Annotated in this window: 9 protein-coding genes; 8 read left to right on the top strand and 1 reads right to left on the bottom strand. The window is 73.4% G+C overall.

Translation table 11 applies throughout. The features are described 5' to 3' along the window. Positions 1–51: 51 nt before the first annotated feature. Genes J2X26_RS00620 through J2X26_RS00635 form a run of 4 tightly spaced genes read left to right on the top strand, consistent with a single transcriptional unit; the run spans position 52 to position 7357 of the window. A complete protein-coding gene (locus tag J2X26_RS00620; RefSeq protein WP_307488914.1) occupies positions 52–2646 on the top strand; it encodes a molybdopterin oxidoreductase family protein in 2595 nt (864 codons plus the stop codon). A gap of 1 nt (position 2647) precedes the next feature. Then, positions 2648–5152, top strand: a complete 2505-nt coding sequence (gene nirB, locus J2X26_RS00625; protein WP_307488916.1) for a nitrite reductase large subunit NirB — start codon at positions 2648–2650, stop codon at positions 5150–5152. Further along, positions 5149–5502: a Rieske (2Fe-2S) protein gene (locus J2X26_RS00630; protein ID WP_307488918.1), complete on the top strand. Its 354-nt coding sequence runs from the start codon at positions 5149–5151 to the stop codon at positions 5500–5502. Before nirB ends, J2X26_RS00630 begins: the two co-directional genes overlap by 4 nt. A gap of 13 nt (positions 5503–5515) precedes the next feature. Beyond that, positions 5516–7357 (top strand): phospho-sugar mutase, encoded by a 1842-nt coding sequence (locus J2X26_RS00635; RefSeq protein ID WP_307488919.1) that lies wholly within the window; start codon positions 5516–5518, stop codon positions 7355–7357. Here the strand turns inward: J2X26_RS00635 and J2X26_RS00640 are convergent. After that, complete coding sequence (locus J2X26_RS00640; protein ID WP_307488921.1) at positions 7354–9696, bottom strand: DUF6055 domain-containing protein; 2343 nt, start codon at positions 9694–9696, stop codon at positions 7354–7356. The two genes, J2X26_RS00635 and J2X26_RS00640, sit on opposite strands and share 4 nt — an antisense overlap. Before the next feature lie 193 nt (positions 9697–9889). Here J2X26_RS00640 and J2X26_RS00645 point away from each other — a divergent pair, with 193 nt between their 5' ends. From J2X26_RS00645 to J2X26_RS00660, 4 genes are read left to right on the top strand one after another with little or no spacing between them, the layout of a single operon-like run. After that, complete coding sequence (locus tag J2X26_RS00645) at positions 9890–10867, top strand: sugar-binding transcriptional regulator (protein ID WP_307488923.1); 978 nt, start codon at positions 9890–9892, stop codon at positions 10865–10867. Next, the gene (gene deoC / locus J2X26_RS00650; RefSeq protein WP_307488925.1) at positions 10864–11868 is read left to right on the top strand and encodes a deoxyribose-phosphate aldolase; all 1005 of its coding nucleotides are present in this window, start codon (positions 10864–10866) and stop codon (positions 11866–11868) included. Before J2X26_RS00645 ends, deoC begins: the two co-directional genes overlap by 4 nt. An 11-nt stretch (positions 11869–11879) precedes the next feature. After that, on the top strand, positions 11880–13379 hold the full coding sequence (locus tag J2X26_RS00655; RefSeq protein WP_307488927.1) for an aldehyde dehydrogenase family protein: 1500 nt from the start codon (positions 11880–11882) through the stop codon (positions 13377–13379). Further along, positions 13376–14236, top strand: a complete 861-nt coding sequence (locus tag J2X26_RS00660) for an aldehyde dehydrogenase family protein (protein ID WP_307488929.1) — start codon at positions 13376–13378, stop codon at positions 14234–14236. Before J2X26_RS00655 ends, J2X26_RS00660 begins: the two co-directional genes overlap by 4 nt. Positions 14237–14269: the final 33 nt, after the last annotated feature.

The raw sequence follows: 14269 nt of genomic DNA on the forward strand, positions 1-14269 counted from the left end.
CGGTAACCGGGCGGCAGGCCGCGCGTAACGGGCGCACCGCACGATCGAGCGATGAGGCAGGATCTCGGGTCGCCGACGGTCGGACGGGTGGCTGACGCTGCCCGGACCGTCGCGACCCACTGCCCGTACTGCGCGCTGCAGTGCGGCATGGAGCTCTCCGTGACGCCGCGCCCAGGGCTCGAACGCCCCGACGTGCGCCTGAGCCCGACGGACTTCCCGACGAACCGCGGCGGGCTGTGCGCGAAGGGCTGGTCGGCCGCCGACCTGCTCACCCACCCCGACCGGCTCACCGCTCCTCTGGTGCGGACGATCCCCGGTGACCGCTCGTCGCCGCTGCGGCCCGCGACGTGGGACGAGGCGCTCGACGCGGTGGCCGAGGCCGTCCGCGCCACGCAGCGCCGGTACGGGCGGGACGCGGTGGGCTGCTTCGGCGGGGGCGGGCTGACCAACGAGAAGGCCTACCTGCTGGGCAAGTTCGCCCGGACGGTGCTCCGGACGCGGTCGATCGACTACAACGGCCGCTGGTGCATGTCGTCCGCGGCCGCCGCGTCGACGCGCACGTTCGGGATCGACCGCGGGCTGCCGTTCCCCGTCGCGGACCTGGCGCTCGCGGACGTCCTGCTGCTGGTCGGCGCCAACCCGGCCGAGACCATGCCGCCCCTCATGCAGCACCTGGAGGCGGGCCGCGAGCGCGGCGCGCAGCACGTCGTCGTCGACCCACGCCTCACGGCGACGGCCCGCACGGCGCGAGTGCACCTGCAGCCGAGACCCGGGACCGACGCAGCGCTCGCGAACGGTCTGCTGCACCTGGTGGTGCGCCGCGGGTGGGTGGACGAGGAGTACGTCGCGGCCCGGACGGTGGAGTTCGAGGCGGTCCGGGAGTCGGTGACGGGCTACTGGCCGGACCGCGTCGAGCGGATCACCGGGGTGCCCGCCGCGGACCTGGAGGCCGTGGCGGAGCTGCTGGGCACGGCGTCGACGGCGATGGTGATCACGGCCCGGGGGGCCGAGCAGCACGCGTCGGGCACGGCCACGGCGCAGGCGTTCATCAACCTCGCGCTCGCGCTCGGGCTGCCGGGCAGGCCGGGGTCGGGCTACGGGACGCTCACGGGCCAGGGCAACGGCCAGGGCGGCCGGGAGCACGGGCAGAAGGCCGACCAGCTGCCCGGCTACCGCAAGATCACCGACCTGGCGGACCGCGCGCACGTCGCGGGAGTGTGGGGTGTCGACCCGACGCGGCTGCCGGGCCCTGGCGTGTCCGCCACGGAGATGCTGCGCGCCCTGGGCACTCCCGGCGGAGTGCGGACGCTCCTGCTGCTCGCGTCGAACGTCACCGTCTCCGCACCGGACGCGGGCTCCGTGACCGACCGGGTCGACGCCCTCGACTTCCTGATGGTCGCCGACCTGTTCCTGTCCGAGTCGGCCGCGCGCGCGGACGTCGTGCTCCCCGTGTCGATGTGGGCCGAGGAGGAGGGCACGATGACGAACCTGGAGGGCCGGGTGCTGCGCCGTCGCCGCGCGCTCGACCCACCGCCGGGCGTGCGGACCGACCTCGACGTGCTGGCGGGCGTCGCCGACCGGCTGGGGCACGGGCACCTCATGACGACCGACGCGGCTACCGCGTTCGACGAGCTCGGCCGGGCGAGCGCGGGCGGCGTCGCCGACTACGGCGGCATCACCTACGACCGCATCGAGGACGAGCAGGGCGTGTTCTGGCCGTGCACCGATGCGGACGACCCGGGCACACCGCGGCTGTTCGGACGCCGGTTCGCGCACCCCGACGGGCTCGCCCGGTTCACCAGGGCCGAGTTCCGCGAGCCGGCGGAGCGCACCGACCCCGAGTTCCCGTACGTCCTGACCACCGGACGGCTCATGCGGCAGTACCAGAGCGGCACGCAGACCCGGCGGGTCGCGGCGCTCGCCGGCGACGAGGTGGGGCCCGACGGGACCGTCCTGCCGCACGCCGAGCTGCACCCCGACCTGGCCCGCCGCTGCGGCGTCGTCGACGGCGAGCCCGTGCAGCTGCGCACCCGCCGGGGCGTCGCGGTGTTCCGGGCACGGCTCACCACAGGGATCCGGACCGACACGGTGTTCGTCCCGTTCCACTGGTCGGGCGAGTCCCGCGCGAACACCCTCACGCACGACGCCCTCGACCCGGTCTCGCGCATGCCTGCTTTCAAGGCGTGCGCCGTGGCTGTCGGTCCGATCCCGGTACCCGCACGCAGCACACCACAGGCCGGAACGACCGCGGAGCGCACCCGCGCGCCGTGGCCGCCGGCCCGACCGAAGGGACTCGCCTTGGACAGTCACCCGACCTTCCTGCAGGGCGTCTACGCGCTGACCGGCAAGGGCCTGGCCGCCCCGGAGCTGCTCGACCCGAGCCTGAGCTACACCGTGCCCGACGGCTCGGTCGCGCAGACGGTGTACTTCCGCGGCGGCAACAGCACCGACGAGCTCGTCGTCGTCGTGCTGGTGCGCGACGGGGTGCCCATGCGGTACTTCCCCATCGGCGCCAAGGGCGACGTGCACGTCCCGCTGCGCGTCGTCGAGGACCTGGAACCCGGTACCACCCTCGAGGTGCACGCGGCCGGCGCGGCAGGTGTCTCGGGCGTCCTGATCATCGACCTCGGCCTCGTGGAGGTGTGACGTGGCCCGGCGCGCGCGCGACGACGACGGGCGGCGCGACCTCGTCGTCGTCGGCAACGGCATGGCGGGCGCACGCACGGTCGAGGAGATCCTCGAGCGTGGGGGCGCGGAGCGCTTCCGGATCACGATGTTCGGAGAAGAGCCTTACGGCAACTACAACCGGATCATGCTGTCCAACGTCCTGGCCGGGCTGGAGAGCGAGGAGGCGATCTTCCTCAACTCGATGGCCTGGTACCGGGAGAACGCGATCACGCTGCACGCGGGGGTGCGGGTGGGCCGCATCGACCGGCACGCGCGCACGGTGCGCGCCACCGACGGCAGCCGCACGCCGTACGACGCGCTCGTGATCGCGACCGGCAGCAGCGCGTTCGTCCCGGACATCCCGGGGATGCGCACGGTCGGGCGCGGCTTCCACCAGGGCGTGTTCCGGTTCCGCACCCTCGACGACACCCGCGCGATGATCCGGTACGCCCGCACCCACAAGCGTGCCGTGGTCATCGGCGGGGGCCTGCTCGGGCTGGAGGCGGCGCGCGGTCTGCAGACCCATGGAGTCGACGTCACCGTGGTGCACGGTCCGGGGCACCTCATGAACCAGCAGCTCGACGCCGCGGGCGGGTACGTGCTGCGGCGCGGCGTCGAGACGCTCGGGATCGCGGTCGTGACGTCCGCCCGCACGGTCGGGGTGCTCGGCGACACGGAGATCACGGGCGTCCAGCTCGCCGACGGGCGCGTGCTGCCGTGCGACATGGTCGTCGTGGCGGCGGGCATCCGGGCCAACTCCTCGGTGGCCGCCACGAGCGGGTTCCTGGTCGAGCGCGGCATCGTCGTCGACGACCAGATGCGCGCGCTCGACGACCAGGGCACGCCCGACCCCGCGGTCTTCGCCGTCGGCGAGTGCGTGCAGCACCGCGACCAGGTCTACGGGCTCGTCGCTCCGCTGTGGGAGCAGGCCCGCGTGCTCGCCGACGTGCTCACCGGCGCCGACCCGTCGGCGCAGTACCACGGCTCCCGCACCGCGACGAAGCTCAAGGTCGCGGGCATCGACGTCGCGTCGATGGGCGTCACGGCTCCCGAACGTCCCGACGACGACCACATCATCGTCTCCGAGCCGCGCCGCGGGCTGTACAAGAGCGTGGTGGTGCGCGACGACCGGCTCATCGGCGCGACGCTCGTGGGCGACCTCGAGAAGGTCGCTCCTCTCATCCAGGCGTTCGACCTCGGCTCGCCGCTGCCCGAGGACCGCATCGCGCTGCTCTTTGACCTGGGCACCGCGCCCGCCGCGGTGGGTGTCGCGGAGCTGCCCGACGAGACGACCGTCTGCAACTGCAACGGCGTCAGCAAGGGCACGATCGCGGCATGCGTGCGCGGCGGCGTCGCCTCCGTGTCGGGCGTCATGGACGCGACCCGCGCCGGCAAGGGCTGCGGGTCGTGCAAGTCGCTCGTCGCGCAGGTCGTCGAGTGGGCCGCCGACGGTGACCTGGAGGTCGACGAGTCCGCCTCCTGGTACGTGCCCGGTGTCCCCTACGCCAAGGCCGAGCTCGTGGCGCTCGTCCGCGAGCGCGACCTGCGCTCGGTGTCGGCGGTGTTCGCCGAGCTCGCGCCGGAGGGCGTCGAGGACGCCCGGTCGAAGATGGGGCTGACCTCCCTGCTCCGCACGATCTGGGGCGCCGACGTCGTCGACGAGCGCGACGGACGGTTCATCAACGACCGCGTGCACGCCAACATCCAGCGCGACGGCACGTTCTCCGTGGTTCCGCAGATGAAGGGTGGAGTCACCTCCGCGGACCAGCTGCGCCGCATCGCCGACGTCGCGGACAAGCACCGCATCCCGATGATCAAGCTCACCGGCGGTCAGCGCATCGACCTGCTCGGCATCCGCAAGGAGGACCTGCCGACCGTGTGGGCGGACCTCGACATGCCGTCCGGGTACGCGTACGGCAAGTCCTTCCGGACGGTCAAGACGTGCGTCGGCAGCGACTTCTGCCGGTTCGGACTGGGCGACTCCACCGCGCTCGGCATCGCCCTCGAGACTCGGTACCAGGGCCTGGAGAGCCCGGCGAAGCTCAAGCTCGCCGTGACGGGCTGCCCCCGCAACTGCGCCGAGGCCTACGTCAAGGACCTCGGGGTCGTGGCCGTCGACGGCGGGCGCTGGGAGATCTACGTCGGCGGCGCCGCCGGGGCCCACATCCGCAAGGGCGACCTGCTCACCACGGTCGACACCCCCGAAGAGGTCGTCACGCTGACGGGCCGGTTCATCCAGTACTACCGCGAGACGGCGAACTGGCTCGAGCGGACGTACGCGTGGGTGCCCCGGCTCGGGATCGAGCACGTCCGGGCCGTCGTCGTCGACGATGCCGAGGGCATCGCCGCGACCCTCGACGCCGCCGTGGAGGCCTCCGTCGACGCCTACCGGGATCCCTGGAAGGAGCGCGACGACCCGGCCGAGCCCGGCCAGTTCCGGACCGCGCTGCCCCTGACCGTGCTGCCGCAGGTCCCGGTCCGATGAGCGCGGTCGAGCTGGACGCGGCCCACGTGCTGGGGGCGCTGTCGGAGATCCCGGCCGGGGAGGGCCGCGCGTACGCGGTGGCGGGCCGCCAGGTGGCCGTCTTCCGGCTGCGCGACGGCTCCGTCCGAGCCCTCGACGCGGTGTGCCCGCACCGCGGCGGTCCCCTCGCCGACGGGCAGACCGACGCCGACGTCGTCATCTGCCCGCTGCACGCCCACGTCTTCGACCTGAGCACCGGCGCGTGCCGCTCGGGCCAGAGCGACGTGGCGTCCTACGCGGTGCGCGTCGAGGACGGCCAGGTCGTGGTGGTCCTGCCGGGCACGTCGGGGAGCGCCGGCCGGACCGGCTGAGTACGTTGGCCCCATGACCGGCGACGACGCATGGGCAGGCCTCGAGGCGCAGGTGCAGTCGTGGATCGAGGACGACCCCGACCCCCAGACGGCGCAGGAGCTGCGCGACCTGCTCGACATGGCGCGTGCCGCACCGCCGACGATCGCGCCGGGTCGCGAGCCCGACCCGACGCAGCGCCAGGCGCTCGACGCCCGGACCGCCGCGCGCGATGAGCTGGCGGACCGCTTCTCGGGCCTCCTGCAGTTCGGCACCGCGGGGCTGCGCGGGCGCCTGGGTGGTGGCCCGCACCGGATGAACCGCGCGGTGGTCATCCGCGCCGCGTCGGGGCTGGCGGACTACCTGCTGGGCGAGCTGGACGGCGTGCAGCCCCGGCCGCGCGTGGTCATCGGCTACGACGCCCGGCACAAGTCGATCGACTTCGCGCGCGACTCGGCGGCGGTCCTGACGGCGGTCGGCATCGACGTGCTCGTCCTGCCGTCGGCGCTGCCCACGCCCGTCCTCGCGTTCGCGGTCCGCCACCTCGACGCCGACGCCGGGATCATGGTCACCGCGTCGCACAACCCGCCGCAGGACAACGGCTACAAGGTCTACCTCGGCGGCCGGGTGGTCACCGACTCCGGCCAGGGCGCCCAGATCGTGCCGCCCGCGGACGCCGCGATCGCCGCCGAGATCGCGCACGTCCCGTCGGTCGCGTCCGTGCCGCGCGCCGCGAACGGCTGGACCGTGCTCGGGCCCGAGGTGCTCGACGCGTACGTGGCGTCCGTCGTCGCCCTCGCCCCGACCGACGACGCCACCCGCGCCGCCGCCAAGCGCCTGCGCATCGTCCTGACCCCCCTGCACGGCGTGGGCGGCGACGTCGCCCAGCGGGTGCTCGCCGAGGCGGGGTTCACCGACGTGCTGGTGGTGCCGGAGCAGGCGGAGCCGGACGGCGACTTCCCGAGCGTCGCCTTCCCCAACCCGGAGGAGCCCGGTGCGATCGATCTGGCCATCGGGCTGGCCAGCGACGAGGGTGCGGACCTGGTGATCGCGCTCGACCCCGACGCGGACCGCTGCGGGGTCGGGATCCAGGATCTGCGCCACCGCTCGTTCCGGGGGCCCGACACCGCCGAGGCCGAGGGCTGGCGCATCCTGCACGGCGACGAGACCGGGTCGCTCCTGGGGGCGCGCCTGGCGGGCACCGCACCGCAGAACGGGGCCGCGTTCGCCAGCTCGATCGTCTCCTCCCGGCTGCTCGGCAAGATCGCCGCCGCCGCGGGCTACCGACACGCGCAGACGCTCACGGGGTTCAAGTGGATCTCCCGCGTCGACGGCCTGGTGTTCGGGTACGAGGAGGCGCTCGGCTACTGCGTCGACCCGGCGCACGTGCGCGACAAGGACGGCATCTCGGCGGCGCTGCTCGTCGCGGGCCTGGCGGCGCGCCTCAAGGCCGAGGGGCGGACCGTCGTCGACGCGCTCGACGACCTCGCCCGCGAGCACGGCCTGCACCTGACCGACCAGGTCTCGGCGCGGTTCGCCGACCTCTCGCAGATCGGCGAGACCGTCCACCGGATCCGGAGCCGGCCCCCGAAGTCGCTGGCCGGGTCCCGCGTGACCGAGGTCGTCGACCTGGCCACGGGGTCGGAGGACGACCGCGACGGGCTGCCGCCCACCGAGGGCCTGCGGCTGCTGACCGCCGACGGGTCACGCGTCATCGTGCGGCCCAGCGGGACCGAGCCGAAGGTCAAGTGCTACCTCGAGGTCGTCGTGCCCCTCGACCCGGCCGCGGACCACAAGGCCGTCGGCCGGGCGCGGCACGACGCGCGCACCCGCCTGGACGCGGTCGCGGCCGACGTGCGGTCGGCCCTGGGGATCTAGCGCGTCCGGGAGCAGCTGACCTGCGGGACCTGCAGGCCGGCGTCTCCCGGTCCGGTCCCCTGGAAGCCGAACGTCGTGGTGGCGCCGTCGCGCAGGCTGCCGTTGTAGCTCATGTTCTCGGCGGTCGCCGTCGAGCCGCTGGTGCCCAGGCGCGCGTTCCAGACGGTCGAGATCTGGACCCCCTGCGGGAGCGCCCAGGACACGGCCCACCCGTCGACCCCGGAGCTGCCCGCCGTGACGACCACCTCGGCCTGGAACCAATTCTGCCCGTCCGAGGTCCAGTGGTTGACGACCGTGTACGTCGCGGAGCACGCGCTCGCGGGGATCGGCTCCGGCGGCTCGACGCCGGCTCCGACGGGGGGCTCCACGGGGGTGGTCGGCGCCGGTCGGGGCGTCGCGCTCGGAGTCGGCGTCGGGGTGGGCGTCGGGGTCGGCGTCGGCGTCGGGGTCGGGTCGGGAGTCGGGGCCACGGTGGGCTCGGTGGCGAGCAGCAGGTCGGCCGCCGCGAACGGCACGGCAACCGGGGACACGTCCGGCTTCGCCGGGCGACCGTCGCACCAGCGCGCCGGGTCGAACGCCGTGTAGCTCCCGGACCCGCACGTGAAGTCGACGACGGCGTCCCCCGCGACCAGGGCGGTACCGCTCAGGTGGGCCCCCGACCGCACGACGGCCACATCCCGCACGACCGCCTCGCCCTCGACGACCGCGCCCGCCTCGACCCACGCGCGGCCCTCGATGCGCGCACCGCCGAGGACCTGCGCATCCCCGCGGACCACGGCGTCGGGGCCGACGTAGGCGGTCGGGTCGACCGTCGCGGTGTCGTCGACGAAGCCACCGCCGTTGGCGTGCCGGTGCCCGCCCAGGTCGGCGGGGGCGGGGATGTCGTCGGCCACGGTCGCGCCCGACACCCGGAACTCGTAGGCGTACCGGGCGACCTCGCCGTACGCCTCGGCGGAGCCGTGCCGGTGGTTCACCGTCGGGGTGCCGACGACCACCAAATACGCCTCCTGCTCGCCCGACCGCAGCTTGAGCTGGACCTGCTCGTCGAGGCTCTCGGTCACGGGGCTGTACCGGGGGACGCCCCCGCGCATGGCGACGAACCCGAAGCTCAGGCCCGCGTCAGGGTCGTCGTCGTGGCCCCGCACGCGCACGCGGATGTCCTGCACCCCGGGGTCGGGCTCGAGCCGCACGATCGTGAAGCCGTAGTCGGAGGGGGCGAAGGCGTCGAGCACCCGGTAGTGGCCGGGGTCGCCGTCCACGGCCTCGACGGGGGTGGTCCGGTCCGCGAGCAGGACGGGGTCGAGCAGGTCCACCCCGGCGGCGATCGCGCTGCGGTCCATGAAGTCCCACGCCACGGTGCGCATGGCGTACTCCGCGACGCGCCGGTTCAGGTCCGACTGGCTGAGGCCCGTCAGCCGCTTGTACGTGGTGAGCGGGTCCTCGCCGGCCTCCGCCTCGCGCCACATGCTCCCGAGCAGCTGCTCGCCGTCCCGCTCCGCCAGGTACTGCAGCAGCAGCCAGCTGCCGTCGCCGAGCCGCGGGCTCGCCCAGTGCAGCTGCGGGCTGCGCACCAGGTCCGCGGGGTTCCCGATCCCCCCGGGTGCGGCCACGGTGGCCAGGTAGGCGGCGCTGGCGGCCCAGAAGGTCGCAGCGTCGTTCGAGGCGAAGCCGCCAGGGCTGTCGAGGACGGCGAAGCCCTGCACGACCTCGGCGAAGCCGCGGGCCAGCTCCCAGGACGGGTCGAACTCGGAGCCGCCGACGACGGTCGGGTCCCCCGTCACGGGCGCGGTCGCGGACTCGTGGCCGCGCGCGGTCAGGGACGCGACGTCCACGCGCAGCAGCCCGACACCGTCGATGACGGTGCCGGTGGCCCCGCGCTCGGCCTCGGCCAGCCCGCCGCTCTGCGGTACGACGACGACGCTGGCGGGGGCTCCGGGACCGCTCGACCAGGTCCCGTCGACGACGACGACGATCTTGTGCCGCGCGATCGCGCCGTCCTCGGCGACCACGTCGAGGTCGTGCACGTCGAGCGCGTACAGGGCGTCGAGCTGGTCGACGGCGCGCGCCGCGTCGAACCGCACCTCGGCGGGCGCTCTCGTGGGGTCGGCACCGGCCCGGTCGCCCCAGGCCAGGACCACGTCCTGCCCCTCGCGCACGTGGGCGTCCTGCCACGCCGGCTCCCACGCGGCGGGCACCACGACGCTCTTGCCGGCCTGGAGGTTGCGCACAGCAGCACCGACGCCGAGCCCGGCGGCGAGGAACCCGAGGACGACGACTGCGGCGATCCCGCCGCGTCCCCACCGTCCCATCCGTGCTGTCCCCTCGCCTGCCTCTCGCATGGTGCGCTCCGGCTCCCGCCGGATGGCTGCCCCACTGTCGCTGACCGGTCGGAGCGAGTCAATCGCGAGCACAACCACCGATCGGGTGATTCGGGCGTGCAGGAGTGCGGCGTGCTCATATGAGCAGAGATCGCTACGAGTGTTGCGATGCGCGCGGACCGTGCCTACTGTGGAACGACGTGAGAGGAACCGCATGATCGAGTCGGACGAGCTGCTGTCCATCCGCGCCGCCGAGCTGTACTACGAGGAGGACAAGACCCAGGACGAGATCGGGTCGATCCTGGCGCTCACCCGTTGGAAGGTCGGGCGCCTGCTGGCACAGGCCAAGGCGAACGGCTTCATCCGGATCGAGATCGTCCACCCCCGGGCACGCCGCCTGCCCGTCGAGCGCCGTCTGCGCGAGACCTGCGGCCTCGCCGACGCGATCGTCGTCTCGACGTCGGGCGTCGACGACCAGGACGAGCTGCAGGCGCGCACCGCGCAGGCCGCCGCGGACTACCTCGCCACCCTGCGTCCCGTGCCGCGCACGCTCGGGATCAGCTGGGGGCGCACGCTCGACGACATCTCGCGGCACCTCGAGGACGGCTGGGCCGGCGGGGTCGACGTCGTGCAGATCAACGGCGGCGTCAGCCTGAACCGCCGGGCCGGCACCGCGGCCTCCACGGCCGTCGCCATCGCCCAGAAGGCAGGCGGGCACGCCACCCTGCTCCCGAGCCCGGCGATCCTCGAGCGGCTGGAGACCAAGCGCGCCATCGAGTCCGACCGCGCCGTGGCCGCCGTGCTCGACCTGGCGTCGACCGCCGACGCCTACCTGTTCAGCGCCGGAGCGGCCGACGCGGGCTCCGTGCTCGTCGACAGCGGCTACCTGACCCCCGACGACGTCGCGGGGCTCGTGCGCCGCGGCGCGGTCGGCGACGTCGTGGGGCGGTACATCGACGCCTCGGGGGCGATCGTCGACGAACGGCTCGACGAGCGGACCATCGGCCTCCCGCTGGAGAGCCTGCGCGCGGCGCAGCTCAGCATCGCCGTCATCGCGGGGCCGACCAAGCACGCCGTCGCGCGGGCCGTCGTCTCCAGCGGACTGTGCACCGTGCTCGTCACCGACGAGGAGACCGCGCTCTATCTCATCGAGAACCATCCATCGGTACAGGACAGCGAGGACCACGCATGACAGGCACCCAGATCGTCCCCGGAGAGCGCGCCATCGCGCTCCTGGGCGGCGAGGCGAACGACGCCAACCTGCGTCGCTACCTGCACGGCATCCCGGGCGTCGACGCCGTCGGGCTGGAGCAACGGGCGGCCGGCCTCGGGACCCGCTCGATCAAGACCACGTCGAAGGCCTGGGCGCTGGACCGCATCATCGGGCTCATCGACCTGACCACCCTCGAAGGCGCGGACACCCCGGGCAAGGTGCGCTCGCTCGTCGCCAAGGCGGTCACGCCCGACGCGGCCGATCCCAGCTGCCCGCGGGTTGCCGCGGTCTGCGTGTACGGCGACATGGTGCCGCACGCCGTCCAGGCGCTCGGCACGGCCCACGGCGACCCGGACCAGGGCAAGATCGCCGTCGCCGCGGTCGCCACCGCGTTCCCGAGCGGCCGCTCGTCGCGGTCGATCAAGCTCGAGGACACGGCCGACGCCGTCGCCGCGGGTGCCGACGAGATCGACATGGTCATCGACCGCGGGGCGTTCCTCGCCGGGCGCTACGGCCAGGTCTACGACGAGATCGTCGCGGTCAAGGAGGCGTGCCGCCGCGCCGACGGCACCTACGCGCACCTCAAGGTCATCCTCGAGACCGGGGAGCTGAACACCTACGACAACGTGCGCCGCGCCTCCTGGCTGGGGATCCTGGCCGGCGGAGACTTCATCAAGACGTCCACCGGGAAGGTCGCCCCCGCGGCGACGCTGCCGGTCACCCTCCTGATGCTGGAGGTCGTGCGCGACTGGCACCGGCTCAGCGGTGAGAAGGTCGGCGTGAAGCCCGCCGGCGGCATCCGCGCATCGAAGGACGCGATCAAGTACCTGGTGACGGTCGCCGAGACGGCCGGGGAGGAGTGGCTGACGCCGCACCTGTTCCGGTTCGGCGCCTCGAGCCTGCTCAACGACGTGCTGCTGCAGCGCCAGAAGATGACGACCGGGCACTACTCCGGCCCCGACTACGTGACGATCGACTGAAGGGCCCACAGATGTCATTCCTCGAGTACGCCCCGGCGCCCGAGTCGCAGGCGATCCTGAACCTGCGCGACTCCTACGGCCTCTTCATCGACGGCGAGTTCCGGGAGGGCCACGGCACGCCGTTCGCCTCCATCTCGCCGGCCACCGAGAAGCACATCGCGACCATCGCGCACGCCGACGCGTCCGACGTCGACGCCGCGGTGGCCGCCGCCCGCCGCGCCTACGACCGCACCTGGTCGCGCATGTCGGGCGCCGACCGCGGCAAGTGCCTGTTCCGCATCGCGCGCCTGGTCCAGGAGCGCAGCCGCGAGCTCGCGGTGGCGGAGAGCCTCGACAACGGCAAGCCCATCAAGGAGAGCCGCGACGTCGACGTCCCGCTCGTGGCCGCCTGGTTCTTCTACTACGCGGGCTGGGCCGACAAGCTGGACCACGTCGGCCTCGGCGCCGCCCCCGCACCGCTCGGCGTCGCCGCGCAGGTGATCCCGTGGAACTTCCCGCTGCTCATGCTGGCGTGGAAGATCGCCCCCGCCCTGGCCGCGGGCAACACGGTCGTGCTCAAGCCGGCGGAGACCACGTCGCTGACCGCCCTGCTGTTCGCCGAGATCGTGCAGCAGGCCGACCTGCCGCCCGGCGTGGTCAACATCATCACGGGCGCGGGTGAGACGGGCGCCGCGCTCGTCGGCCACGGCGACGTGGACAAGGTGGCGTTCACCGGGTCGACGTCCGTCGGTCGCGCGATCGCCCGGTCGGTCGCCGGCACGAACAAGAAGCTGACCCTCGAGCTGGGCGGCAAGGCGGCGAACATCGTGTTCGACGACGCCCCCATCGACCAGGCCATCGAGGGCATCGTCAACGGGATCTTCTTCAACCAGGGTCACGTCTGCTGCGCGGGCAGCCGCCTGCTGGTCCAGGAGTCGATCCACGACGAGGTCATCGACCGCCTCAAGACGCGCCTGTCGACGCTGCGGCTGGGTGACCCGCTGGACAAGAACACCGACATCGGCGCCATCAACAGCGCCGAGCAGCTCCAGCGGATCCGCGAGCTGAGCGACGTGGGCGAGGCCGAGGGCGCCGAGCGGTGGACCGCCGCGTGCACCATCCCCGAGAACGGGTTCTGGTACGCGCCGACGATCTTCACCAACGTGTCCACCAGCCACCGGATCGCCCGCGAGGAGATCTTCGGGCCGGTGCTGAGCGTGCTCACGTTCCGCACCCCCACCGAGGCCATCGCCAAGGCCAACAACACCCCGTACGGCCTGTCCGCGGGCATCTGGACCGACAAGGGCAGCCGCATCCTGGCCGTCGCCGACAAGCTCCGCGCCGGCGTCGTCTGGGCCAACACGTTCAACCGGTTCGACCCGTCCAGCCCGTTCGGTGGCTACAAGGAGTCCGGCTACGGCCGCGAGGGTGGCCGCCACGGCATCGCCGCGTACCTGAAGACCGCGGCACCCACCGTCGCCCTGCCCTCCGCGACCGCGCGCAAGACCGTCAGCAAGGGAGCCACCAAGTGACCCGCCTCGCCGTCCCCAAGACCTACAAGCTGTACATCGGCGGGGCGTTCCCGCGCAGCGAGTCGGGCCGCACCTACGAGATCGTCAGCGCGAAGGGGGCGTTCCTCGCCAACGCCGCCAAGGCGTCCCGCAAGGACGCCCGCGACGCGGTGGTCGCCGCCCGCAGCGCCGTCGGCGGCTGGTCGGGCGCGACCGCGTACAACCGCGGGCAGGTGCTCTACCGGATCGCCGAGCTCCTCGAGGGTCGTCGGGCGCAGTTCGTCGCCGAGATCGTCGACGCCGAGGGCGTGTCCGCGGCGGTCGCGAACGCGCAGGTGGACACGGCCATCGACCGCTGGGTCTGGTACGCGGGCTGGACCGACAAGTACGCGCAGGTGGCCGGCAACGCCAACCCCGTCTCCGGGCCGTACTTCAACATCTCGGTGCCGGAGCCGACGGGCGTCGTCGCGATCATCGCGCCGCAGGACTCGTCCCTGCTCGGGCTGGTGTCCGCGGTCGCTCCCGCGCTCGTCGCCGGCAACACGGTCGTCGTGGTGGCCAGCGAGAAGCTGCCCCTGTCCGCGATCAGCCTGTCCGAGGTCCTCGCCACGAGCGACGTGCCCAAGGGTGTGGTCAACGTGCTCACGGGCTCCCCCGCGGAGATCGCCCCGTGGCTGGCCAGCCACCAGGACGTCAACGCCCTCGACCTCGTCGGCGCGGGCGACCTCGACTGGATCGACCTGCAGATCGCCGCGGCCGACACCCTCAAGCGCGTCCTCCCGCCGGAGAACGGCCCCGACGCCGCCGCCCCGTCGCTGGACCGCATCACCGCGTTCGTGGAGACGAAGACCGTCTGGCACACGAAGGGCCTGATCTGACCTGTCGCGTCCGCGTCGACCGATGCGGACGCG

Source organism: Cellulomonas humilata (assembly GCF_030814415.1).
Classification (GTDB): domain Bacteria; phylum Actinomycetota; class Actinomycetes; order Actinomycetales; family Cellulomonadaceae; genus Cellulomonas; species Cellulomonas humilata_A.

Excerpts from the sequence above, each read along its gene's own strand:
- J2X26_RS00620 (WP_307488914.1), top strand. The coding sequence starts at position 52 with ATGAGGCAGGATCTCGGGTCGCCGACGGTCGGACGGGTGGCTGACGCT.
- J2X26_RS00630 (WP_307488918.1), top strand. The coding sequence starts at position 5,149 with ATGAGCGCGGTCGAGCTGGACGCGGCCCACGTGCTGGGGGCGCTGTCG.
- J2X26_RS00635 (WP_307488919.1), top strand. The coding sequence starts at position 5,516 with ATGACCGGCGACGACGCATGGGCAGGCCTCGAGGCGCAGGTGCAGTCG.
- J2X26_RS00640 (WP_307488921.1), bottom strand. The coding sequence starts at position 9,696 with ATGCGAGAGGCAGGCGAGGGGACAGCACGGATGGGACGGTGGGGACGC.
- J2X26_RS00645 (WP_307488923.1), top strand. The coding sequence starts at position 9,890 with ATGATCGAGTCGGACGAGCTGCTGTCCATCCGCGCCGCCGAGCTGTAC.
- deoC (WP_307488925.1), top strand. The coding sequence starts at position 10,864 with ATGACAGGCACCCAGATCGTCCCCGGAGAGCGCGCCATCGCGCTCCTG.
- J2X26_RS00655 (WP_307488927.1), top strand. The coding sequence starts at position 11,880 with ATGTCATTCCTCGAGTACGCCCCGGCGCCCGAGTCGCAGGCGATCCTG.